A 25,492-nucleotide genomic window follows, 5' to 3' on the forward strand; every position below is an offset into this window, starting at 1 on the left:
ATGACAAATTCAACTTTGTGAAAAAAAATTAAAGAATGATTAATTTCAACCGATTTAATTGAACCTAACGTTTATGAAGATTATATTAAAAATGCTTCATTAGAATCATTATCTGAAGATCACCTTGCAATAGTTGCTTCTTCAGACTTATCTAAGTGATATTTACAAAACATTTTAAAAAACATTGAAGATCAAGCATCATTATTATTAGAAAGAGATATTCAAATTTCTTCTTTTACAACTGATGAATATAAAAAAGAAAAAAAATATCAAGATGTACTTAAAAAGAAAAAAAATGTTGTTAAAAATGAATTTTCATTCGATACATTTGTTTCTGGATCAAGTAATATTAATGCTTACAACGCATCAAAAGTTATTGTTCAATCTCCTGGAATAAAATGAAATCCATTGTTTATTCATGGAGATTCTGGATTAGGAAAAACACACCTTTTAAAAGCTATAATAAATGAAATTGATTTAAACTATTCTGATCTAAAAATTAGATATTATACTTCTTCTGATTTTAGAAAAGAAATTATTGACTCATTAAAAGATGGTTTTTCAGAAATAGAAAATACAAAAAGTGATATTTTAAAATTAGATATTTTATTAATTGATGACATTCAATTTTTGGCAAATAGTGGAAAAACAAACGAAATATTTTTTAACTTATTTAATTCACTTGTCGAAAATAATAAACAAATTGTAATTACATCCGATAAAGCTCCAGAATTATTAAATGGTTTTGACATACGTCTAGTTTCAAGATTTAATCAAGGTTTGAATGTTAAAATCAACGCATTAGACTTAGAAACTGCTATAAATATTGTTGATTTTAAAGCAAAACAACTTAATTTAACATTATCAAATGATGCAAAAAAATACATTGCATCATATTTTGGAACTGATGTTCGAAAAATTGTTGGTATTATTAATAAAATTGAATTTGCTTTAATTCAAGATAAATCAAATATTGATAAAATAATTGAACTTGATGATATAAATGGTTTTTTAGAAGAATATTCTTATGCTCCTGGAGGAGAAGTAAACATTCAAAAAATAAAAAATGTAGTTTCACAAAATTATGGTGTAACTGTTAAATCACTTGATGCAAAATTAAGAACTGGAAACGTTGTGAAAGCTCGTCATGTTGCAATGTATTTATCAATGAAAATTTTGAAAAAAAACTACAGTGAAATTGGTGTTGTATTTGGTGGAAGAGACCATACAACAGTAATGCATGGAGTTAAAAAAATAGAAGAAGAAATCTCAAAAGATAAAATATTTAAGAAAACACTTGATAAAATTAAAAAAGAAATAGGGTCATAGGTATGTTAATTATTTCTTATAAATGATATTATTAATTAGGAAATAAACAATTACTTTCCCTATTATTCTTAGTTATCCACAAATTAACGACATAATAATAATAAATAATTAAATAAATATAATATTGAGGTGATCTTGTGTATTTTAAAATAAACAGAAATTTTTTTATTGAAGAAATTAATAAATGTAGTAGAATTATCGACTATAAAATTTTAAGTCCTATTCTTACAGGAGTTTTTATAGAAGTAACTACTGATAAAATTTCTTTAATTTCTACAAATACAGTTGTTTCAATAAAAAGTGAAGTTTTTTTAGGAGAACATGATTTAGTTATTAGTGAAACTGGATCAGTTTTAATTAAAGCTAAATACTTCTTAGAAATTTTAAGAAGAATGGATGATGAGATTATTTCAGTTTCAAAAGTTGAAGATAATGTAGTTTCTTTAGCTGGAGATAAATCAGAATTTGTATTAAATGTTTTAGACGATGTTGAATATCCTATTATTGCTTTTAGAGAAAAAGGAAGTTCAATTATGGTTGATACACAAGAATTAAAAAAATCATTAAACCAAACAATTATTTCAGTTAATGAATATAATCAAAAAATTGTTCTAAGTGGTTTAAATTTTAGTGTGGAAAATGAGACATTTTATGTAACAGGAACTGATGGATATCGTGTATCAAGAAAAAAAATATTTTTACCTTACTCTGTAGAAGAAAAATTTGAAGCAAATATACCTTATAAAAGTGTTTTAGAAATTACTAAAATTTTAAGTGAAAAAAATGAAACAAAAATAAATATTCAAGATAATTTTATTTGTTTTAAAGTTAATAATACTTTTATTCAATCAACATTATTAGAAGGACAATTCCCAAATGTAAGTATGGTATTTCCAACTGATTTTAATACAACAATTTATACTGAAAATAGAAAAATTGTTAAATTAATTTCTAGAGCTGATATTCCAAGTGAAGAAACAACATCAACTGTTGTTAATTTAATATTGAATGGAGAAAGTATCTTTGTAAAATCAAATATTCAACAAATAGGAAGTTTTGAAGAAGAATTTAAAGATTTTGAAATTAGAGGATTAGATGAACAAAATATTTATTTTAATTCTAAATTTATTTTAGAATCATTAAAAAGTTTTGAAACAAAGACAATTGAAATTAATTTAATTGACGCAAAAAAACCAATTGTAATTTCTTCAAATGAAGATCAAAGTTTAAGTCAAATAATATTACCAATGTTTTCAAATTAGTAATCTTTAAAAATAGCAAGTAGGTAAAATTATGGAAAAAAAATATGGGGCTAGTCAAATTCAAGTTCTTGAAGGTTTAGAAGCTGTAAGAAAAAGACCAGGAATGTATATTGGAAATACAAACAAAAATGGTTTACATCATATGATATGAGAAATTTTAGACAATGCTGTTGATGAATCATTAGCAGGTTTTTGTGATGAAATTACAATTATTATGACAGAAGAAAATGAAATTATTATTAAAGATAATGGAAGAGGAATTCCAGTTGATCTTCATCCTAAAACAAATAAAAGTACATTAGAAACTATTTTTACTGTTTTACATGCAGGAGGAAAATTTGATGAATCTACATATAAAATTTCTGGGGGACTTCATGGAGTTGGTGCTTCTGTAGTTAATGCTTTGTCATTATATGTAGAAGCAATTATTTCAAGAGACAATGTTTTATATCATCAAAAATTTTATGATGGAGGAACTAAAGCAACTGAATTAAAAGAAATTGGAATTTCAGATTCTACTGGTTCAATAATTAAATTTAAACCAGATCCTGAAATTTTTAAAGAAACAATTGAATTTGATTTTAAAGTTGTTCAAACTAAAATTAAACAACTTGCATTTTTAAATAAGGGATTAAAAATTGAATTATATGATCAAAAAAATGATAAATTTTTATCTTATAGATTTGATGATGGAATAAAAGATTATATTAAAGAAATTAATAGTGGTAAAGAAAAAATTAATGAAGAAATTTTTTATATAAATGATACATATGAAAAAATTGAAGTTGAAGTTTCAGTTCAATATAATGATACTTATGACGAAAATATTTTTTCTTTCTGTAATAATATTTTTACAAGTGAAGGTGGATCTCATGAAGATGGATTTAAAACTTCAATTTTAAGATCATTAAATACATATACAAATGAATTAAAAAATTTTAAAGGTAATAAATTTGTTTTTGAAGATATTAAAGAAGGAATGTGTGCAGTTATTTCAATTAAACACGTTGATCCTTTATATGAAGGTCAAACAAAAGCAAAATTATCAAATCCAGATGCAAAAGATGCAGTTAATAATATTGTATTTGAATCATTTAAAGAATTTTTATTAAAGAATCCAAATGATGCAAAAAAAATAATTGATAAAATTTTAATTTCACAAAAAGCAAGAAAAGCAGCTCAAAGAGCAAGAGAAGATACAAGACGTAAATCTGCAATTGATAATTTTTCTTTACCTGGTAAATTAGCAGATTGTGAATCTAAAGATGCAAATGAATCTGAATTATATTTAGTCGAAGGAGATTCAGCTGGGGGAAGTGCCAAAACTGGTAGAAATAGAAAAACTCAAGCTATTCTTTCTTTAAAGGGAAAAGTTTTAAATGTTGAAAAAGTAAAACAATCTAAAGTTTTTGAAAACAATGAGATTCAATCAATAATTGCTGCAATTGGATCTGGGGTTAAAAATGATTTCAATATTGCAAAAATTAGATATAAAAAAATAATCATAATGACTGATGCTGATGTTGATGGTGCACATATTAGAGTTTTATTATTAACTTTCTTTTATAGATATATGAAGGAATTAATTTTAAATGGAAATATTTATATTGCTCAACCACCATTATATAAAATTGATGCTGGAAAAAATAAAGTTGACTATGCATATTCAGATCAAGAATTAGAAAAATTAAAAAATGAAAAATATAAAGATACAAAATATATAATTCAAAGATATAAAGGTCTTGGAGAAATGGATCCAATTCAATTGTGAGAAACAACAATGGATCCAACAAGAAGAACAATGTTGCAAATTAAAGTTGAAGATGCATTTATGGCAAATGAAGTATTTTCTAGCTTAATGGGTGAAAGTGCTGAATTAAGAAGAAACTTTATTACTGAAAATGCTCAATTTGTTGAGAATATTGATATTTAATTATGAAAAAAAAAAAAAAAAGTGAGGTGTACAAAATGTCTGATAATTTAGGTCTAGGAAAGATTCTTGAAATAGATATTAAAAATGAAGTTGAAAAAGATTTTTTAGAATATTCAATGAGTGTTATTGTTAGTCGTGCACTTCCAGATTTAAGAGATGGTTTAAAACCAGTTCACAGAAGAATTATTTATGCAATGAATGATTTAAAAATTACTTCAGATACTCCACACAAAAAATCTGCGCGTATTGTTGGTGAAGTAATTGGTAAGTATCATCCACATGGTGATTCATCAGTTTATGAAGCAATGGTTAGAATGTCACAAGATTTTTCATATCGTTATCCACTAGTTGAAGGACATGGTAACTTTGGATCAATTGATGGTGATGGAGCTGCTGCTATGAGATATACTGAAGCAAGATTGTCAAAAATTTCAAATATGCTATTAAAAGATATTGATATGGATACTGTTCCATATGTTGATAATTATGATGCTTCTGAACAAGAACCAAGATATTTAACTGGATATTTTCCAAATTTATTAGTAAATGGTGCAACAGGAATTGCTGTTGGTATGGCAACAAATATTCCACCACACAATTTACGTGAGGTAATTTCTGCAATAATTGCATATATTGATAATAATGAAATTACAATTGATCAAATTTTGGAATATATTAAAGGTCCTGACTTTCCAACAGGAGCATTAATGACAAATGGAAGAAGCATGATTGAAGGTTATAGAACCGGAAAAGGAAATCTTACAATCAGAGCAAAAATTGATATTGAAGATGTTAATAAAAAACAAAGAATAGTTATTAGTGAAATTCCGTATCAAACAAACAAAATTAGAATTGTTGAAAAAATTGCAGAGCTTTATAAAAATAAAATTATTACAGGAATTTCTGATATTCGTGATGAATCAAACTATGAAGGAATTAGAATTGTTTTAGATTTAACAACAAATGCAAATGCTCAATTAATAATTAAACGTTTGTATAAATATACAAGCTTACAAACAAATTTTGCAATTAACATGTTGTCATTAAATAATGGAATTCCAGTTGTTTTAAATATTAAAGAAATAATTCGTCTTTATGTAAAACATCAAATTGAAATGATTTTGAAAAGATCATTATTTGAAAAAAATAAATTAAATGCTAAGTTACATATTTTAAATGCAATTAGAAAAACTTTAGATCATATTGATGAAGTTATTAAAATTATTCGTGAATCTAAAACTACAGAAATTGCACATCAAAAATTAAATGAAACTTTTGGATTCGATGAAAAACAATCTAAAGCAATTTTAGATATGAGATTGCAAAGATTGGTTGGTCTTGAAAGAGAAAAAATTGAACAAGATATTTCAAATATTGAAATTAGAATTGCAGAACTTGAAAAAATTATTAATTCAAGAGAAGAACAAAATATTGTTTTAAAAGATCAATTGACAAGTATTTTTGAAAAATTTGGAGATGACAGAAGAACAAAAATCATTCAAGAAGAACAAACACAAATTGATGAAGAAGAATTAATTCAAGACACTCAAATGATTTTAACTCTGACTGAAAATGGATATATTAGAAGATTAACTCCAGAGGAATTTAAAACTCAAAAACGTGGTGGAAAAGGAATTATTATTAATTCATATCCAGAAGATAATATTGTAATTTCAAAAATGGGAAAAACAAAAGATGATATTTTATTTTTTTCAAATGAAGGTAAAGTTTATAAAATTAAAGGTTATAACATTACTCAATTTACAAGAACATCAAGAGGTTTACCAATTATTAATTTTATAGGAATTAATTCTTCTGAAGAAATTACTTCAGTTCTTCCTATTAAAAATAAAAATAAAAAATTCAAATACCTTGTCTTTATTACAATGAATGGTGTTGTTAAAAAAGTTGAGATTAATGAATTTGATAGAATTAACAATTATGGAAAAATTGCAATTCACCTTGATAAAGGTGATAAGTTAGTTTCAGTTGTTCCTTCATCAGGAGATAATCATATTTTAATTGCTTCTAATAAAGGAAAAATTATTAAAGTACATGAAAATGAATTTAGAGCAATGTCAAGATCATCTCGTGGTGTTAAAGGTATGACTTTAGATAAAGATGATAAAGTTATGACAGCTGTAAGCGATTATGGGAATGATAGTATTGCAACAATTTCAGAATATGGAATTATGAAAAAAACACTTATAAGTGAATACAATACTTTTGGTCGTGGAGCTAAAGGTGTTGTTGGTATGAAACTAAATGACAAGACTGGTAAGTTTAAATCTATGCTTGCAATCCGTGATTCTGATGAAATTTTAATGATTTCATCTCAAGGGAAAGTAATTAAAATTCAGGTTAAAGATATCAATTTACAATCAAGAAATTCAACTGGTGTAATTGGATTCAACTTAGAACAAGACGAATATATTACAGCAACAGCACTTGAATTTAATAAAGGAGAATAAGTATGTTAGATATAAATAGAATTGAAAGTGATTTTGATTTTGTTTGTGAACAATTGAATAAACGTCAAAAAGATTTTACAAATGATCTTAAAATAGTTTTAGATTTGAATAATAAAAGAAAAGAATTAATAAAAGAAGTTGAAGAGTTAAAAGCACAAAAAAATAAAATTTCAAAAGAAATTGGAATTTTAGCAAGAGAAAATAAAACTGATGAAATTGAAAAAATAAAAACTGAAGTTACAAATACTGGAAATAAAATTGATTCATTAGATGAACAATTAAAAAATATAGTTGAACAATTAAATTCTAAATTAGCAGAAATACCAAATGTTCCAAATGAAAATATGCCAGTTGGTAAAGATGATCAAGACAATCCAGAAATTAGAAGATGAGAAGAACCAGGATTAAAGAAATCTGATTTAGCTCACTGAGATATTGGACAAAAATTAAATTTAGTTAATTTTGAATTAGGAGCAAAAATTTCAGGTTCTAGATTTCTAGTTTATGAAAATAATGGTTCAAAAATGATTAGGGCTATTGCAGATATTTTATTAAATAAACATAAATCAAATGGTTACAAAGAAATGTGATTGCCATTATTAGTTAATAGTGAAAATATGTATGGTACTGGTCAACTCCCAAAATTTGAAGAAGATGCTTATAAAGTGGATGACCAATATTTAATTCCTACATCTGAAGTTCCATTAACAAATGTTGTTAGAAATGAAATTTTGGATCATAAACAACTGCCAATGTATTTAACTGCTTTTACTCAATGTTTTAGAAGAGAAGCTGGAAGTGCAGGTAGAGACACAAAAGGAATGATTAGATTACATCAATTTAATAAAGTTGAAATGGTAAAAATAGTTCATCCAAATAATTCTTATCAAGAACTTGAAAGCATGGTAAACGATGCAGAAGAATGTTTAAAAATGTTTGAAGTTCCATATAGAGTTGTTGAATTATGTACTGGAGATGTTGGTTTTTCATCACAAAAAACATATGATTTGGAAGTTTGATTTCCAGAACAAAATAAGTTTAGAGAAATATCATCTTGTTCAAATTGTGGAGATTTCCAAGCAAGAAGAATGCAAGCAAGATTTAAAAATGAAGAAGGTAAAATTGAATATTTACATACATTAAATGGATCAGGATTAGCAATTGATAGATTATTTGCAGCAATGATTGAAAACCATTTTGATGGTGAAAAATTATATTTACCAAAAGTATTAAGACCTTACTTTGATAATCAAGAATATTTAAAATAAAATGTTTCACGTGAAACATTTTTTATTTATATGTGAAATTGTTTCACGTGAAACATTTTGAACATAATTAATAGGTTAATAAAATATAACAAAATGTTTTAAAACTATGATAATATAAATATGTCATTGTAAGGGTGACGTTCGAACCTGGTCAGGACCGGAAGGTAGCAGCCATAAGAATCTAGTGCCTTGTACAGTGACTTTTTTTATTTTGGAGTGATTTTGATATGAATGAAAGTATTTTTAATAGATTAAAAACTGAAGTTATAAAATGTCAAAAAACACAGGATGTTCCTGTAGCTGCAATTCTTTTAAAAGAAGAAAAAATAGTTGCATCAGGAAGAAATATTCGTGAAGGAAAAAAAGATATATCTGGTCATGCTGAAATAAAAGTTATAAATAAGATCTTTAAAAAACAAAAAAATAAGAATTTAAGTGAATATCAAATGGTGGTGACATTAAAACCTTGCATTATGTGTATTGGTGCAATTGAGCAAGTTAATATAAAAAATGTTTATTATTATTTAGAAAACGAAAAATGTAATTATAATAAGATTGATACAAAAATTAATTTTATAAAAATTGAAAATAATGGCGAGTTTTTTAAAACTGAGATTCAACAATTTTTTAAGAGATTAAGATAAAAATAATCGAGGGAAAATTATGGAAAATAATAAATCATTATACAGAGAATATAGACCAAAAAATTTAGATGATGTTGCTGGTCATGAGGGAATGAAAGATATTTTAATTTCACAAATCAGAAGTGGACATTATAATCATGCAATGCTTTTTTCTGGCCAAAGAGGTACAGGTAAAACTTCTATTGCAAAAATTTTAGCTAAAGTTATTAATTGTGAAAATGTACAAGATTATAATCCATGTAATGAATGTACAAATTGTAAAGAATTTAATTCTAATTCACATCCAGATGTATTTGAAATGGATGCTGCGTCAAATAATGGGGTTGATGAAATTAGAAATATTAAAGCTAATGTTGCTACTTTGCCTGCATTGGGTAAATATAAAGTATATATAATTGATGAAGTTCATATGTTAACAAATTCAGCTTTTAATGCTCTATTAAAAACTTTAGAAGAACCACCAAAACATATTATTTTTATTTTAGCAACAACTGAATTTTCAAAAATTCCTCAAACAATTATTTCAAGATGTCAGACATATAATTTTAGAAAAATTAATAAATCATCTTTACAAAATAGAATTTTAAAAATTGTAACAGATAAAAATAAGTCCATTTCACAAGAAGCACTTGAAGAAATATTTTTACTATCTGAAGGTTCATTAAGAGATGCATTAAATTATGTTGAACAAACAATGCTAGTAGCAAAAAGTGAAATCACAATTGACGATCTTAAAAAAGTATTTTATATTTCAACTAAGGAAGATAAATTAAATATTATTAAAAATGTTTTTAGAAATAATCCAAAAGAAATAATTGAATATTTTGAAAGTTCTAATAATCAAGGAATAGATTTTCAAAATACAACAGTTGGAATTTTAAATGTTTTAAAAGAAATAATTGAATATAAAATGACAACTGAAACTCAATTTTTAAATATTTTAGATCAAAATGATTTACATGAATTTGATCAAATTAGTTTAAATGATTTGTTTACTTTAGCAAATAATATTTCTGATGCATATTCAAATTCAAAAAATGATTCTTCAAGTTATCAATATATTTTAATTAATATATTAAAAACAATTACTGAAATAACTACACCTATAAGTGTTTTTAAAGAAAATGAATTAGTTCAAAAAAATGAACCAAAAATTTTTAAAGAAACAATTGAAGAACAAAAAACAGTTGAAGAAGTTAAAATAGTTGAAGAAGTTGAAATACAAAAAGAAATTTTGATTGCTAAAGAAGAATTAAATATTGAAAATCAAGAAATAAAAACTGAACCAGTTATTAAAAATGATGAAGAAAATATAAATTCAAAAATCTGAAATATTATGGAATCTGAAAATGATGAAGAGAAATTTTTAAAATTACAAATGTTAATGATGGTTGATGAATTAAAAGAAAATTCTAAGTCGGTTGAATTTTCAGATGATCAAATTTTGAATGCTTTGATTAATGTTGAAAAAGAAACTAGAAAAAATTATGAAAGTATATTTTTAGAAATAATTTCAAGTAATCAAGATAATCTTGAACATTTAAAATCTGTAATATGTTTTTATAATATAAAAATAACAGCTGCAAATTTTGAATCGCTAATAATGATTGCAGAGGATCGTGGACTAGCAAATTGAATAAATCAAAAATTAAAAAATACAGAATTTAGAAGTTTTGTTTTTAATAAATTACAAAAAGAAATTGCAATATTTTGTATAGATAAAAAGAGATGAGCACATATTAAAGAAGAATATATGTTTAGAAAAAATTCAAATACACTTAGTTTAAATTACCAAAATATTAATATTGATGAATTTTATAATCAAATTGAAACTAATGAAACCAGTAATGAATATTTAAAAAGAGCTAGAGAAATTTTAAATATTAATATTAAGGTGGTTGATTAAAATGAATGAAATTTTGGAATTGATTAAACAACTTGATGGTGTTGGAAATAAAGCTGCAAAAAAAATCTTTTTTGAATTATTAACAAGTTCACAAAAAAGAGAAACATTTCAAAAGGTCATTGATACTATTTCAAAGGATTTTAAAATTTGTGAAAGATGTTATTTTTATAAAAAGAATAATCTTTGTGCTTTTTGTGATGATAAAACAAGAGAACAAAATTTAATTTGTGTAGTTTCGTATTTGAGTGACGCACAAAAGATTCTTGATAATAATTTTAAAGGATTAGTTCATGTTTTAAATGGTGAACTAAATTTTAATAAAAACATTAAACCAGAAAACTTAAAAATAGATAAATTATTTGATAGAATTAATAAAGAAATTGAAGTACTGTTGGCTCTAAATTTAACATTTGAGGGTGAAGTCACAGCTGGGTATTTAGCTAGTGAATTGAAAAATAGAGTAAAAAAAGTTTCTAGAATTGCAAGGGGTATTCCATTAGGAGGAGTCATTGATTATATTGATGATGAAACTTTATTGGACGCAATTCAAAATAGAAAATCATTAAAAAAGAAAGAGCAGGAATAAAAGTATGTTATTTATATCATTAGAAGGTGTTGACGGATCTGGGAAAACAACCATTTCAAAAATGTTAAAAGACTCATTAGTCCAAAAAGGGTATGACGTTTTACTAACAAGAGAACCAGGTGGAGAACCTTTAGCTGAATCAATTAGAAAAATCATTTTGGACACAAAAAGTGCTCCAACTCCTTGAACAGAAACATTATTATATGTTGCTGCAAGAAAACAACATTTAGATACAATAATAATTCCAGCTTTAAAAAAAGGAACAATTGTTATTTGTGATAGATTCATGGATTCAACTTCTGCATATCAAGGTTATGGAAGAAATATTGGTATTACAGATGTTGATGAATTGCAAAATATTGTATTAGGAATGACAAAACCAGATTTAACAATCTTTTTTGATATAACACCAAAAGAAGCTCAAATTAGATTAATGAATAGAAAAAGAAGTGCGGATAGACTTGAAAAAGAAGATTTAAAATTTCATGAAGCAGTTTATGAAGGTTACCAAATGTTAATTTCTGAAAACACAGAAAGAATTAAAGTAATTGATTCAAGAAAACCAATCAATGAAGTTTTACAACAAGTTGACTTTTTAGTTGAAAACGCAATTAACGAAAGAATGAAAATGCGCAATGAATAAACAAGAAATATTTAGAACAGTAAGAGAATTAATTTTAAGCAATAATCTATATCATTCAATGATAATTTCTTCAACAGACCAAGAACAATTAAATCTTGTAGTTGATGATGTAGTAAGAATTATTTTATGTGAAAATAATTCAATTGAATTTGATGGATGTATTTGATGTAAAAAAATGAATTCTAAGAATGCTCTAAATATTTTTTTTATTGGTGATGGAATTAATAAAATTAAAAAAGAATCGATAAAAGAATTAATTTTAACTTTTTCACTTTCAAATGTTGAAGATAGTGACAAAAAAATTTACATAATTAGAAATGCAGAAAATTTAGGAGATTCAGCTTCAAATGCACTTTTAAAATTTCTTGAAGAACCACCAAAAAATGTTTTTGCCATTTTGCAAACAAATGATCAAAATCAAATTATTAAAACAATTAAATCAAGGTGTAAATTTTTAAATTTAGAAAGTATTAAAACAAATGAAGTTAGAGATAATGATTTAATTAGATTAATAAATTTGAAAACTAAAAATGATATTTTGTTATATGCAAATGATTTTAAAAAACTTGAAAAAGATGAGCAAATTAAAATTTTAGAGGAAACTTATTCACAGATTATTATTAATCAATATATAAATTTAGCTGAAAAATTTATAAATACAATTCAAGAAATTAAAAATTCATCATATACTGCATTAGCTATTGATAATTTATTTATAAATATTTATGAGGTGTTTTAATGAAAATTTTAAATGAAATTGTTGGCATTAAGAATAAAAAAATATATCAAGATACAGAAATGTTTAATTTTTGTTTGGATTCTATTCTTCTTGCTAAGTTTTATGTTCCAAAAAAATATGAAAAAAATGTTTGTGATTTTGGAACAAATAATGCAATTATTCCTATAATTATTTCTGAACGTTTTTCAAATGATGTAAAAATATTTGGAATTGAAATTCAAGAACAAGCTGTGCAATCTGCAATTGAAAATATTGAAATGAATCAGTTAAGTAAAACTATAACAATTATTAATCAAGATATTAAAGAATATATCAAAGATAAAAATAATTTTTTTGATGTAATTTATTCAAATCCTCCGTATTTCAAAATTAATGAAGGATCTAAATTAAATAAAAAATCAGAACATCTGATTGCTGCACGACATGAAAAATTTATTACACTTGAAGAAATAATTTATAGTGCAAAGGTTGGTTTAAAAAATGGTGGAAAGTTTTTATTAGTACATTTAGCAGAAAGAATTGATGAGATAATTTTTCTTCTTAGAAAACACAATTTTACAGTTAAAAAAATACAATTTGTACATTTTAAAAAAAATAAAAAAGCTGAGAGAGTATTAATTGAAGCTGTTAATGATGGAAATGATGGTGCAGAAATAATAATGCCATTAATTATTCATGAAGATAATGGTGAATATACTTTAGAAGCTAAACAAATATTGGGTGATTAAATGAAAATATGTAATCAAAAAAAATATATAGCTGGTTTATCTGGTGGAACAGATAGCATTTTTATGTTATCTAAATTAGTTGCTAAAGTTAAACCAAACAAGATAATTGCATGTCATGTTAATTATAATTATCGAAGTGATTCAAGTATTGATCAAAAAATTTGTGAAGAGTTTTGTAAAAAAAATAATATAAAGTTAGAAATTTTAAATGTAACACAAAATTATAAAGAGTTAAGACAGAATTTTGAATCATGAGCACGTAAAATAAGATATGATTTTTTTGTTGAAAATTTGAATAAATATGAATTTGATAAAATTTTAATTGCCCATAATATGAATGATGATATTGAAACATTTATAATGCAAAAACAAAAACAAACTATTGTGCAATATTGAGGAATTGAAAAAAAGACCTTTTATAAAGACGCAATGATTTATCGTCCAATTATTGAATATAAGCGTTCACAAATTTTAGAATACTTAAATGAAAATGAAATAGTCTATGCAAATGACTCAACTAATTTAGATTTAAAGTATACAAGAAATAAAATTAGAGATAGTTTAGATGAAAATAATTTTGAAAAGATATCAGAAGAAAAAAAAGTTTTAAATCAAAAATTAAAAAGAACAATAAATACAGTTTTAAAATTAGTTGAAAATATTAAAGATAAACAGTTAGATTTAAAAAGTTTAAGACATGATCAGTTATATGATCAAATATTAATTTTTAAATTTTTAGAAACTAATGGTTTTGGTAATTTATTTTATGGTAGAAAAAAAGCTACAATTAAAGAGATTATTAAAGAATTGTATTCAAATAAATCTTTTATAAAAATAGAAATTAATAATTTAATTCTTTTAAAAGATAGAAATATTTTAAAAATTATTGATAAATCTGATTTATGTATCATTAACAAACCAATTGTTGAACTTTCAAAAGAAGAAATTGACTATTTTAATTGCAAGGAAGAAATCTCAAAATATAATAAAACAAATATTTGAGTGACAAATGATTGAGAAAGAACTTTTAAATTTTTAAAAGTTAATAATAAACCTTTAAATAAAGTATTAACAAAACAAAAAAAGTCATATTTTAGTAGATGATTTGACTTGGTTATATATAATGAAAGTGATAAAAATATATTAAATATCAATATATAAATGATAAAATTATAGCGATATTTTAGAAAACGGTGAAAAAAATGAAAAATAAAAAGACCATATGACTATGATTATTATTCGTAGCGGTTTTAATTATAATAGGTATTGTAATTTATCAATTTTCAGCAGGAACAGTTGAAACTTGATCAGTAAAACAATTTCAGGAAAATGTAGGAGTTGTTCAAACTGCAACAGCTCAAAAAACTTCTAATGGATCATATATTATTCAAGGTATATATAATTCAGGAGACAAAATGTTGAAATTTGTTGTATATGCTAGTAATGATGAAGAATATGGTAAACTTACTAATGCATTTGAAGGAATGCAGTTTATTATTCAACAATCATCGATTTGATTAACACTACTTTCTAGTTTCTTACCAATGATTATTTTAATCGGATTCTATATTTGAATGTTTTCAAGCATGTCAAAAGGTGGAATGGGTGGAGGAATGTTTGGGCCAAGCAAACAAAGACCACGTGAAACTAAATCAGATGTTAAATTCAAAGATGTAGCAGGAATTAATGAAGAGAAACAAGAATTAGTAGAATTAGTAGACTACTTAAAAAATCCAAATAAATATGCTCAAATGGGAGCAAGAATACCAAAAGGTGTTATGATGGAAGGTCCTCCTGGGACAGGAAAAACTTTATTAGCAAAAGCAGTTGCTGGAGAAGCTGGCGTTGCGTTCTTCTCAATGGCGGGATCTGAGTTCGAAGAAATGTTTGTTGGACTTGGAGCAAGTAGAGTTAGAGATTTATTCACTGATGCTAAAAAATCTGCACCATGTATTATTTTTATTGATGAAATTGATGCTGTTGGTAGAAAACGTAACTCATCAATGGGATCTGGAACAACTGAACAGACATTAAACCAGTTATTGGTTGAAATGGATGGATTTGGAACTAACTCAGGAGTTATAGTTATGGCTGCAACTAACAGAGTTGACGTATTAGATCCTGCTCTGTTAAGACCAGGAAGATTTGATAGAACAATTCAAATTTCACTTCCAGATATTAGAGAAAGAGAAGCAATCTTAAAATTACATGCAAGAAACAAAACAGTTTCACCAGAAATTGATTGAAAACGTATTGCAGAAAGAACTCCAGGTTTCTCTGGAGCACAATTGGAAAACGTATTAAATGAAGCTGCAATTTTAGTTGTTAGAGATAAAAGAAAAATGATTACAATTTTAGATATCGATGAAGCTATTGATAGAGTTGTAGGGGGTCCTGCTAAAAAATCTCGTGCAATGACTTTACAAGATAAACAAGTTGTTTCATATCACGAAGCTGGTCATGCTTTAATTGGATTAAAATTAAAATCAGCTTCTAAAGTACAAAAAGTTACAATTATTCCTCGTGGAAATGCTGGGGGTTATACAATTATGACTCCAAAAGATGAATCTAACTTCTCATCAAAAGAAGATCTATTTGCATCAATTGCTGGATATCTTGGAGGAAGAGCTGCAGAAGAAATTATGTTTGGAAAAGACCATGTTACAACTGGAGCACATGATGACTTAGATAAAGCAACAAACATTGCAAGAAGAATGGTTACCCAATTTGGGATGTCTAAATTAGGATTAACAAAATACTTAACAATGGCAGAAGAATCATATGGACAAACTAAAGGAGTTTATTCAGATGAAATTGCATTTAAAATTGATACAGAAATAAATGATATTCTTGATGATTGTTATAAAATTTCAATCAAAACAATTAATGAAAATAAAGATCTTCTTGAATTAATTGCAGAATCATTAAGAGTTCTTGAAACTATTACTGCAGAACAAATTGATTACATTGAGAAAAATAATAAATTACCAAATGAAGTTATTTTTGAAAAAGAACGTAAAGAAAAAGAAGATAAGAAAAAAGAATCTGGAGAAATTTTAGAATTCGAACCAGAAGACTAATAAATGAGGCACAACAATTAAGAGATTGTTGTGTTTTTATTTGAGAAAAATAAGTATAATTAGATAAGTTAAAACAAGGGGGACAACTTTTTATGGATATGGAAATTAGAGCTATTAGTGATAGTAAAAGTGTCAAAATGGCAATCATAGATATAAGTGAATCACTAAATGAAATTATTAAATTACAAAAAACAAATCCATTAACAACTGTGGCTTTAGGAAGAACAATTCTTGCAAATGGTCTTTTAAGTTTAAGTATTAAAGATGGTAGCAAAATGACTACAAATATTAGTGGTATGGGACTTGGAGGAAGCATTATTGCTGAATTTCAAAATAATGCAGTAAGAGGATATATTGAAAATCCAAACTTCAAAATAGAAGAAATTGATGAAGCAGAAGGAAGCGCTTTATCTCAAGTAGTTGGTAAAAATGGATATTTACAAGTTTCAAGAGATAATGGAACTAAAGAGCCTTATACATCAAGAGTTGAATTAATTTCTGGAGAAATTAACATGGACTTTATGTATTATTTACAACAATCAGATCAAGTTAATTCTTTAATAACTACAACTGTTGAATTAGAAGATAATGGTGAAATTAAAAAAGCTTGTGGAATCATTATTCAGTTATTACCAGGATACAAAGAAGAAGATATTGACTTTATTGAAGAAAAAATTGGTTCATTAGAGCATTTAAAATCAACATTAGTAAGTAGTACAAATTATGAATCTTTATTAAAAGACATTTGTGATGATGCAAAGATTTTAGGAGTAAATGAATTACGATTTGAATGTACTTGTACAGAAGAAAAAGTAATGGATTCAATTAAAATGTTAGGCCAAGAAGAAATTCAAAAAGCTTATAGTGATGGTGAAGTGGTTGAAGTAATTTGTGACTTTTGTAAAAAACAATACAACATTAAACCTGAGCAACTAAAAACTCTTTTAAACTAAAAGTGTGCTATAATTTTTTTGACGTTATTTTTATTTCCATGAAAGGAAGACTTTAAATGGAAGATATCAAAAAGCCAGAAGTTCAAGAAGTTGAAGCTAAAGAAGCAAAAATTAAAGAACCTAAGGCACCAAAAGAGAAAAAAAATAAAATAGTTGAAGTAGTAAAAGAAAGAGAATTTTTAGAAATTGACTTTCCACATCCAAGTGAAGAAGGAGTTAAAGGTTTCAAACAAAGAAATAAATCTTTAAAACAACTAACTTCAAAACATTCTAAAGGTATTTTAGAGGGTGACATTATTACTACAACAAATAATAAACCAGATATTAATAAGTATGTTATTGAACTATTTGGTGTTAAAAAATGATATGTTACTGGAGATGTTTTAACTCCAGTATTAAAAGGAATTGATCTTAAAATTGAAAAAGGTAAATTTATTGTTATATTAGGACCATCAGGTTCAGGTAAAACTACTTTACTTAATGCAATTTCAGGGTTAGATAAAGTTAATGAAGGTGACGTTTTTGTTTTAGGAAGCAACCTAACTTTATTAAAAGATTCACATTTAACAAAATTTAGAAGAGATAATGTTGGGTTTATTTTCCAACAATATAATTTACTTTCAAACTTAACTGCAAGAGAAAATGCAGAAGTTGGAGAAAACTTAAGTAAATCAAAAGAAGATGCTATGAGTATTGAAGATATTTTCAAAACAATTGGTATGGAAGAACAAATGAATAAATATCCTCACCAAATGTCAGGGGGACAACAACAAAGGGTTTCAATCGCTAGAGCTTTAGCAAAAAACCCAGAAATTCTATTTGGAGATGAACCAACTGGAGCGCTTGATGAAGAAATGGGTAGAAAAGTTCTTGAAATTTTAGTTGATGTAAAACAGAAATACAATACAACTGTAATTGTTGTTACTCACAACCCTAATATTTCAGAAATTGGAGATACAGTTATTCATGTAAGAAATGGTTTAATTGATGAAATTAAACATAATGCTAAACCAAAAAAACCATCAGAAATTGATTGATCATAGTATTAATATTATTATCTTGTTTAATATCATTAAACAAGATTTTTTTATTTACATTAAAATTTAATATCTGAAATTTTATCAATTTGAAATTTAGCTTTATCTTGGATTGATTTGTTTTCAGGATGACAAACAATATATGAATGTTCATAAAAATCTTTAAACATTGTTAAATCATTAAAATCATCTCCAGCTACTAATAAATCATTGCCACTAATATTAAAATTTTCTTTCATCCAATGAATTGCGTTAGCCTTTGAAATACCTTTTTTGATAATTTCTGGGTAAAAAATATCACCAATTTGGGCTTGAGAATAATCCATGTTTAATTCAGCAATAGAATTTTGAACCTCACTTCAAAGTTCTTTGGACATGAAAAATTTAAAATTAATAATTTCTTCATTAATAATTTCTTTAAATTCTCTATCTTCATTATAAGGAATCATCATTTGTTCAAATAATTGACTATGTCCAACATTATCAATAATACATTTTTCAATTTTAGGAGTTGTAACAAACATCACATTAAAATCTGGGCGATTTGTAAAAGGTTTTAGTTTATTTAAAATTAAAACCTTTTTGTTTTCTTCAATTGAATAAGAAAAAAGAATCTTTTCATCACTTGAGTGAATAGTTGAACCTGTACTTGAAATAAAAAAATCAGGTGTAAAATTATATAAATCCTTTAAAGGTTTTTTAATTCTTAAAAAAGAACGCCCACTAATCAAAACTATTTTATTACCTTTTGATTGAAATTCATTAATCCATTTTAAATCATATTCATTGATATCCTTATCATCTTTCTTTAATGGATTTTTTAAAGTACCATCATAATCAGTAAATAATCATTTCATAAATATAATCTCCTATCACTAATATATTAAGACTTATATTTAATAAAGTACTTTTTAGAAGTGAAAGTAGAAATAAAATATAGTAAGTTATCATAGTATTAATAAAAAATATTGGTTTTTGTTTTCAATACTATAAAAAAACTATATAATTTAGTTATGTTTGAAAAAAGGTAGGAGAAAAACAATATGCCAGTTTTTAGTTTTAGAGGAGTATCTGAAAAAAGGATACAAGAATATTTTAAAAAAATAGGAGAATTAGCACAACTTATCAATGCAGAAGTTGAGCAATTTGTTTTTTGAAATGAACCAGTTACATTAATTGGAAATGGTTATGAAAAAGACGCAATTTTAATTACAATCGATTGATTAGGAAGACCATTAAAGCAAGATGCTGTAACTAAGCACATTCAAGAATTTTTTGGATCTGACTCAAAAAATATCTATGTTAAATTTACAGAAGTTAACAGTTTCTTATACTTAAATGGGGAAGTTATAGGTTAATAATGAAAATTAAAAATGTAGAAATTAAAGGTAAAGTATTTTTAGGTCCTATGGCAGGTACTACAAATGCAGCCTTTAGAATTATTTGTAAGGAAAAAGGGGCATCTCTAGTTTATGCAGAGATGGTAAGTACTGAAGGTCTTGTCCATAACAATCAAAAGACAAAGACAATGATCGAAGTTTCAGAACTTGAGCACCCAATTACCTTACAAATTTTTGGTTTTGATGTAAATTCATTTGTTGAAGGAGCCAAAATCGTTGAACAATTTTCTGAATGTGACATTATAGATATTAATATGGGTTGTCCAGCACCAAAAGTGGCTTTAAGAAGTCAAGCGGGTGCGAATTTATTAAAGTATCCAGAAAGAGTTGGAGAAGTAATTAAAGCTGTTGTTGAAAATACATCAAAACCAGTTACTGTTAAAATGAGAATTGGTTGAGATGATCAAAATAAAAATGTAGTTGAACTTGCAAAGATTGCAGAACAAAACGGAGCTGCAGCAATTGCAGTTCATGGTAGAACTAGAAGTCAATTTTATACTGGAAATGCAGATTGAAGTTGAATTAAAAAAGTTAAAGAAGCAGTTTCGATTCCAGTAATTGGAAATGGTGATGTAACTGATGGACCAACTGCTAAAAAAATGATTGAAGAAACTGGTTGTGATGGAATTATGATTGCAAGAGCAGCTCAAGGAAATCCATGAGTTTTTCGTGAAATTCAACATTACTTAGATACAGGTGAACAACTTGAAAAACCTAGTTATCAAGAATGAAAAGAAACAGTATTAAGACATGCAAACATTTTGACAGAAATGCGTGGCGAAGAATTTGCAATGCGTGAAATGAGAAAACAATTATTGTGATATATTGCTGTACTGGGCAAAAGTGAAGTTACAATAAGTATGAAAAAGAAAGCAACTGATTTAAATACAATTAAAGATATTGAAGAAATATTTGCAATGTATGAAGAGCAAGGAGAACAATAAAAATGAACGATAATTTTGAAAGAGATTTTAGCGAACAAGAACTTGTTAGACGTGAAAAATATTATGGTCTTGTTGAAAAAGGAAGAGATCCTTATGTTGAAACTCACTTTGAAAGAACACATAATACACAACAATTAGTTGAGCAATTCAATGATTTTTCAAAAGAAGAATTGACAACAAAAACTGAAACACAAATTAAAGTTGCAGGAAGAATAAGATTGTTTAGAGAAGCTGGGAAAAAAGCTATCTTTGCAAATATTCAAGACCAATATGGAATGATTCAAATTTATGTTAGACAAGATGAACTTGGTGATGAAGAATTTGAATATTTTAGAGATCTAGATTTAGGCGATATTATTGGTGTTGAAGGAATTATGATGAAAACAGATCATGGTGAATTAACAATTAGAGTTAAAAAAGCAACTTTATTAACAAAGGCTTTAAAACCATTACCAGATAAACATGCTGGAATTACTGATATTGAAGAGAGATATCGTAGAAGATATGTTGATTTAATTGTTAATCCCGAAACTCGTAAAGTATTTATGGATAGAACAAAAATTATTAGAACTATTCAAAACACTTTAGATGCAAAAGGTTATATGGAAGTTGAAACTCCAATCCTACATTCAATTAATGGGGGAGCTGCTGCTAAACCATTTGTAACACATTACAATGCACTAGATAGTGATTTCTATTTAAGAATTGCCACTGAATTACATTTAAAAAGATGTATTGTTGGGGGATTTGAGGGAGTTTATGAAATTGGACGTTTATTCAGAAATGAAGGAATCAGTACAAGACATAATCCTGAATTTACTTCAATTGAAATTTATGTTGCCTATAAAAATATGGAATTTGTAATGGACTTATGTGAAGAATTATTTAGAGAATGTGCACTAGCTGTTAATGGAAGAACAACTTTAACATATGGAGGTCATGATTTAGATTTAGGAAAATCATTTAAAAGATGACACATGGTTGATGCAATTAAAGAAATTACAGGAATTGATTTTTGACAACCAATGACTCGTGAACAAGCTGTTAAACTTGCAACAGAAAAAGGAATTAAAGTTGAAGAACATCATTTATCTGTTGGACATATTATCAATTTATTCTTTGAAGAATTTGTTGAATCAACAATTATTGAACCAACATTTATTTTTGGTCACCCAACTGAGATCTCACCGCTTTCTAAAAAGAATGCAATTGATGGAAGATTTACAGATAGATTTGAATTATTTATCATTGGAAGAGAATATTCAAATGCTTTTGCTGAATTAAATAATCCAATTGATCAATTTGATAGATTTTTAGATCAATTAAAAGAAGCAAATGCGGGAAATGATGAAGCTACAGGTATGGATATTGATTTTATTGAAGCTTTAGAATATGGAATGCCTCCAACTGGAGGAATTGGAATTGGAATTGATAGACTTGTAATGTTATTAACAAATTCTGAGTCAATTAAAGATGTTCTATTATTCCCACAATTAAAACAAAGGGGCTAAAAAATGAAATACGGTATTACATTAGGTTATGTTTCTAAATTAAATCAAATCGATACATTAAAAGGTATTGAAAAAGCTAAAAGTGAATTAAAAAAAGTCATTAAAAAAGAATATAAGTTAATTGAAGTTTCAAGTGCAATTGTGACTGAAAAAAATCTTTGATTAAATGATGACTTTCAACAATCACGAAGACCAATTGATTTTGATATTTCTTCAACTCTTTCTTATGGAGAAATTATGCAATCAAATAATAAATGAAGACGTTTTTTCTTAATGAAAAATGATTTATCAAAAAATAATATGGGAATTATGACAGAGTTTAATTCAATTCAAAGAGATATGGAAATGGACAATACTAGTTCAATAACTTTTCAAGAATTGGGAATTGAAATTGTTAAAGATGAATATGATATTAATTATGTAAATGAAATGGTTATTAAATTATTTGAACATATTGTTAGTGTTGATAAAAAGGTTGCAAGTGAATTTGAAGAACTACAAGAATCTCATTTTGGAAATACAATTATTTTTATAACTTTCAAAAAATTAAAAGAACTATATCCATTATTAACTTTTAAAGAAAGATTAAATAAATTTGGAAGAGAAAATGGATCATTTGTGCTTCAAGATTATGTTGAAAAAATGTTTAATCAAACAAAAATTCAACAGTTTTCAAGTGATATTTTTGATTTTAAAACTTATTCAAGAATTTACTACTACAATAAAAGTGTGGAAAAAGTTTTAAGTTTAGGATATGTTTCTTATCAAGTTGATCGTGAAATGTTAAAAATTCAAAATAATATCTTGAAAGAAAATACAAAAACCCAATCGGGATATCAACATTTATTAAAATCAAATAAATTACCTTTAACAATTAGCGGGGGAATTTATCTTGATAGATTAACAATGGCTATTTTAGAAAAACAACATATTGCCGAAGTCCACTCAACGATTTGAGATGATGAGTTTGTTGATTATTGTGAAACTAACAAAATTAAAATACTGTAAAACACCTTTCGAGGTGTTTTTTATTTATAATAAATAAAGGTGATAAGAATGTTTGATTTAATAATTGTAGCTAATGGCAAATCATTGCGTTTTGGAGAAAATAAAATGTTAATCAAAATTAATGATCAATATTTAATTAACAAAACTGTTAGCCAATTTATAGATAATAAAATGTTAAATAAAATAATTGTAGTTTCAGATATAGGCATGTCAGAGTACATTGATAAAAAATATTTAGACAAAATTGATTTTGTAAATGGTGGTTCTACAAGAAGTTTGAGTGTCCAAAAAGGTTTGGAAGTAGTTGAAAGTGAGTATGTTTTAATTCATGATGGAGCAAGACCATTTACTTCAAAACAATTAATTGCAAAAATTGTTGATAATTTAAAAGACAATCAAGTTGTTATACCAATTTTAAAAGTTTCAAATTGTTTAAAGTATGTTAATGGAGAAATTAAAACAGTTAATCGTGATGATTATGTAATGTCACAAACTCCTCAAGGTTTTAGAAGTGAGATTATAAAAAAAGCTTATAGCAATGTGGATCCAAATTGAATTGATGATTGTCAGGCTGTTGAAAATAAAAATATTGAAATTAAATTTATTGAAGGTGAAATTAAAAATATCAAAATCACTTATAAAGAAGATACAAAAATCTAATAAAATATTTTGTTTTCATATATAATTATATGGCGAGTTAATTAACGTTAACTCCTTGCCGATTAAGGCCAAAAGACCATAAGGAGAATTTATACATGATTAGAAAATACGAAATAATGTATATTATTGATCAAGACACTACTGATGTAAAAGCTGTTCAAACTAAATTGAATGATACTCTTACAGCAAACGGTGGAAAAATTCTAGCTTCAGAAGACTGAGGTTTAAAAGATTTCGCTTATGAAATAAATAAAAAGAAAAAAGGACACTACACAGTGTTAATCGTTGAAACTGATTCAAGTAATATTTTAGAATTCCAACGTGTATCAAAAATTGATAAAAACGTTGTAAGAGAATTAGTAATCAATACTGAAAACGAAAAGAAATATATTCAATCAACAAAATTAGCAAAAACAGATATGTCAAAATTCAAAGAAGAAAAAAGACCTTCAAGAGGATTTGACAGAAAACCTGGTGGACCTGCAAGAAGACCTGCAGAAGATAGACCAGCACCTGTTAAAGAAGAAGTTAAAACAGATAAACCAGCTGCAGCAAAAACTGAAAAACCAGTTGAAGCTAAAGTTGAAAAACCAGCAGTTGAAAAAAAGCCAGCTGCTAAAAAAGCTACTAAAGAAGAAGCTTAATAATTTTAGAGGAGAATTAAAATGAATTCAGTTAATTTAATAGGAAGAATAACAAAAGATCCTGAACTTAGAAAATCATCAGGAGGTAAAGACTATGTTGCCTTTACTCTTGCTGTGAATGAATTTTCAGGAGGAAACCAATTTACACAATTTGTACCATGTTTTGCTTGAGAAAAAACAGCAGAAAATATGGCTAAGTATGTTAAAAAAGGTGCACAAATTGCAGTTGAAGGAAGTTTAAATGTTAGACAAGATAACAACAATGGGCAATTTTCAACAGTTATTTCTGTTAGAGCAAATAGGGTTCAATTTTTAGGTGGTCAAGGACAAACTGGTGGTTCAAATTTTGAACAACCAAAATCTGCTCCGAGCCAATCATCACCAACAAATTATGATTTTGATTTAATGGATGATGCAAGTTCTTCAAATAATGACGACTCAATTTTATGAGAAGATTAAGAGAGGTAGTTAAATATGAAAAAATTTGTTAGAAGAAAAAAAATTAACTTCTTTGCTAAAAACAATATTGAATATATCGATTACAAAGACATCGATTTATTAAAAAAATTTATTTCAAATAATGGACAAATCTTACCAAGAAGAATTACTGGTACTTCACCAAAGCACCAAAGAATGCTTTCAACAGCAATCAAAAGAGCTAGAATCATGGGATTATTACCATTCGTAAATCAATAATTTATTAAAATTAGAGCACTTATTTATAAGTGCTTTTTTAATACTTTGTT

General features: G+C 25.9%; 24 protein-coding genes and 1 other RNA gene. 24 read left to right on the forward strand and 1 reads right to left on the reverse strand.

Translation table 4 applies throughout. The annotated features are described in order from the left end of the window. The 16 genes from dnaA to SCULI_RS00075 all read left to right on the forward strand — a co-directional run bounded on the left by dnaA (position 1) and on the right by SCULI_RS00075 (position 18,585). Complete coding sequence (gene dnaA / locus SCULI_RS00005; protein WP_025362591.1) at positions 1 to 1,329, forward strand: chromosomal replication initiator protein DnaA; 1,329 nt, start codon at positions 1 to 3, stop codon at positions 1,327 to 1,329. Positions 1,330 to 1,466: 137 nt separating this feature from the next. Continuing rightward, positions 1,467 to 2,591: a DNA polymerase III subunit beta gene (dnaN, locus tag SCULI_RS00010; RefSeq protein WP_025362592.1), complete on the forward strand. Its 1,125-nt coding sequence runs from the start codon at positions 1,467 to 1,469 to the stop codon at positions 2,589 to 2,591. 31 nt (positions 2,592 to 2,622) lie between these two features. Beyond that, positions 2,623 to 4,524, forward strand: a complete 1,902-nt coding sequence (gene gyrB, locus SCULI_RS00015) for a DNA topoisomerase (ATP-hydrolyzing) subunit B (protein ID WP_025362593.1) — start codon at positions 2,623 to 2,625, stop codon at positions 4,522 to 4,524. Positions 4,525 to 4,559: 35 nt separating this feature from the next. Continuing rightward, the gene (gene gyrA, locus SCULI_RS00020; RefSeq protein WP_025362594.1) at positions 4,560 to 6,995 is read left to right on the forward strand and encodes a DNA topoisomerase (ATP-hydrolyzing) subunit A; all 2,436 of its coding nucleotides are present in this window, start codon (positions 4,560 to 4,562) and stop codon (positions 6,993 to 6,995) included. Positions 6,996 to 6,997: 2 nt separating this feature from the next. Next, positions 6,998 to 8,263: a serine--tRNA ligase gene (serS, locus tag SCULI_RS00025; protein ID WP_025362595.1), complete on the forward strand. Its 1,266-nt coding sequence runs from the start codon at positions 6,998 to 7,000 to the stop codon at positions 8,261 to 8,263. 115 nt (positions 8,264 to 8,378) lie between these two features. Beyond that, positions 8,379 to 8,476, forward strand: an RNA gene (gene ffs / locus SCULI_RS05585) — signal recognition particle sRNA small type. A gap of 14 nt (positions 8,477 to 8,490) precedes the next feature. Next, positions 8,491 to 8,907 (forward strand): nucleoside deaminase, encoded by a 417-nt coding sequence (locus SCULI_RS00030; RefSeq protein WP_025362596.1) that lies wholly within the window; start codon positions 8,491 to 8,493, stop codon positions 8,905 to 8,907. Positions 8,908 to 8,926: 19 nt separating this feature from the next. Next, the gene (gene dnaX / locus SCULI_RS00035; protein ID WP_025362597.1) at positions 8,927 to 10,813 is read left to right on the forward strand and encodes a DNA polymerase III subunit gamma/tau; all 1,887 of its coding nucleotides are present in this window, start codon (positions 8,927 to 8,929) and stop codon (positions 10,811 to 10,813) included. Position 10,814: 1 nt separating this feature from the next. Next, positions 10,815 to 11,399 carry a toprim domain-containing protein gene (locus SCULI_RS00040; protein WP_025362598.1) on the forward strand — a complete coding sequence of 195 codons (585 nt, stop codon included), beginning with the start codon at positions 10,815 to 10,817 and terminating at the stop codon, positions 11,397 to 11,399. A 4-nt stretch (positions 11,400 to 11,403) separates the two neighbouring features. After that, complete coding sequence (gene tmk / locus SCULI_RS00045; RefSeq protein ID WP_038647950.1) at positions 11,404 to 12,042, forward strand: dTMP kinase; 639 nt, start codon at positions 11,404 to 11,406, stop codon at positions 12,040 to 12,042. Then, on the forward strand, positions 12,035 to 12,781 hold the full coding sequence (locus SCULI_RS00050; protein WP_025362600.1) for a hypothetical protein: 747 nt from the start codon (positions 12,035 to 12,037) through the stop codon (positions 12,779 to 12,781). The genes tmk and SCULI_RS00050 overlap by 8 nt, the downstream gene beginning before the upstream one ends. Next, positions 12,781 to 13,509 carry a tRNA1(Val) (adenine(37)-N6)-methyltransferase gene (locus tag SCULI_RS00055; protein WP_025362601.1) on the forward strand — a complete coding sequence of 243 codons (729 nt, stop codon included), beginning with the start codon at positions 12,781 to 12,783 and terminating at the stop codon, positions 13,507 to 13,509. The genes SCULI_RS00050 and SCULI_RS00055 overlap by 1 nt, the downstream gene beginning before the upstream one ends. Next, a complete protein-coding gene (gene tilS, locus SCULI_RS00060) occupies positions 13,510 to 14,670 on the forward strand; it encodes a tRNA lysidine(34) synthetase TilS (RefSeq protein WP_025362602.1) in 1,161 nt (386 codons plus the stop codon). 32 nt (positions 14,671 to 14,702) lie between these two features. Continuing rightward, positions 14,703 to 16,589: an ATP-dependent zinc metalloprotease FtsH gene (ftsH, locus tag SCULI_RS00065; RefSeq protein WP_025362603.1), complete on the forward strand. Its 1,887-nt coding sequence runs from the start codon at positions 14,703 to 14,705 to the stop codon at positions 16,587 to 16,589. A 92-nt stretch (positions 16,590 to 16,681) separates the two neighbouring features. Continuing rightward, entirely contained in the window at positions 16,682 to 17,542 is an 861-nt protein-coding gene (locus SCULI_RS00070; protein ID WP_025362604.1) for an Hsp33 family molecular chaperone HslO, read from the forward strand. 56 nt (positions 17,543 to 17,598) lie between these two features. Next, positions 17,599 to 18,585 carry an ABC transporter ATP-binding protein gene (locus tag SCULI_RS00075; protein ID WP_038647953.1) on the forward strand — a complete coding sequence of 329 codons (987 nt, stop codon included), beginning with the start codon at positions 17,599 to 17,601 and terminating at the stop codon, positions 18,583 to 18,585. Between the two features lie 53 nt (positions 18,586 to 18,638). Here SCULI_RS00075 and SCULI_RS00080 read toward each other — a convergent pair whose 3' ends face one another. Next, positions 18,639 to 19,436, reverse strand: coding sequence for an HAD-IIB family hydrolase (locus SCULI_RS00080; protein WP_025362606.1), 798 nt, complete (start codon positions 19,434 to 19,436; stop codon positions 18,639 to 18,641). A 186-nt stretch (positions 19,437 to 19,622) separates the two neighbouring features. Here SCULI_RS00080 and SCULI_RS00085 point away from each other — a divergent pair, with 186 nt between their 5' ends. The 8 genes from SCULI_RS00085 to rpsR all read left to right on the forward strand — a co-directional run bounded on the left by SCULI_RS00085 (position 19,623) and on the right by rpsR (position 25,442). Continuing rightward, positions 19,623 to 19,937 carry a DUF1904 family protein gene (locus tag SCULI_RS00085; protein WP_025362607.1) on the forward strand — a complete coding sequence of 105 codons (315 nt, stop codon included), beginning with the start codon at positions 19,623 to 19,625 and terminating at the stop codon, positions 19,935 to 19,937. Between the two features lie 2 nt (positions 19,938 to 19,939). Further along, entirely contained in the window at positions 19,940 to 20,923 is a 984-nt protein-coding gene (gene dusB, locus SCULI_RS00090) for a tRNA dihydrouridine synthase DusB (RefSeq protein WP_025362608.1), read from the forward strand. 2 nt (positions 20,924 to 20,925) lie between these two features. Then, entirely contained in the window at positions 20,926 to 22,434 is a 1,509-nt protein-coding gene (lysS, locus tag SCULI_RS00095; RefSeq protein WP_025362609.1) for a lysine--tRNA ligase, read from the forward strand. A gap of 3 nt (positions 22,435 to 22,437) precedes the next feature. After that, complete coding sequence (locus SCULI_RS00100; protein ID WP_025362610.1) at positions 22,438 to 23,442, forward strand: class-II aminoacyl-tRNA synthetase family protein; 1,005 nt, start codon at positions 22,438 to 22,440, stop codon at positions 23,440 to 23,442. A 48-nt stretch (positions 23,443 to 23,490) separates the two neighbouring features. Next, a complete protein-coding gene (locus SCULI_RS00105) occupies positions 23,491 to 24,102 on the forward strand; it encodes an IspD/TarI family cytidylyltransferase (protein ID WP_025362611.1) in 612 nt (203 codons plus the stop codon). Between the two features lie 95 nt (positions 24,103 to 24,197). After that, positions 24,198 to 24,746, forward strand: coding sequence for a 30S ribosomal protein S6 (gene rpsF / locus SCULI_RS00110; protein ID WP_025362612.1), 549 nt, complete (start codon positions 24,198 to 24,200; stop codon positions 24,744 to 24,746). 21 nt (positions 24,747 to 24,767) lie between these two features. Continuing rightward, positions 24,768 to 25,205 carry a single-stranded DNA-binding protein gene (locus SCULI_RS00115; protein WP_025362613.1) on the forward strand — a complete coding sequence of 146 codons (438 nt, stop codon included), beginning with the start codon at positions 24,768 to 24,770 and terminating at the stop codon, positions 25,203 to 25,205. Positions 25,206 to 25,220: 15 nt separating this feature from the next. Continuing rightward, positions 25,221 to 25,442, forward strand: a complete 222-nt coding sequence (rpsR, locus tag SCULI_RS00120; RefSeq protein ID WP_038647956.1) for a 30S ribosomal protein S18 — start codon at positions 25,221 to 25,223, stop codon at positions 25,440 to 25,442. The last annotated feature ends 50 nt before the right edge of the window (positions 25,443 to 25,492 follow it).

Source organism: Spiroplasma culicicola AES-1, assembly GCF_000565175.1.
In the GTDB taxonomy this organism is placed as follows: Bacteria; Bacillota_I; Bacilli_A; order Mycoplasmatales; family Mycoplasmataceae; genus Spiroplasma_A; species Spiroplasma_A culicicola.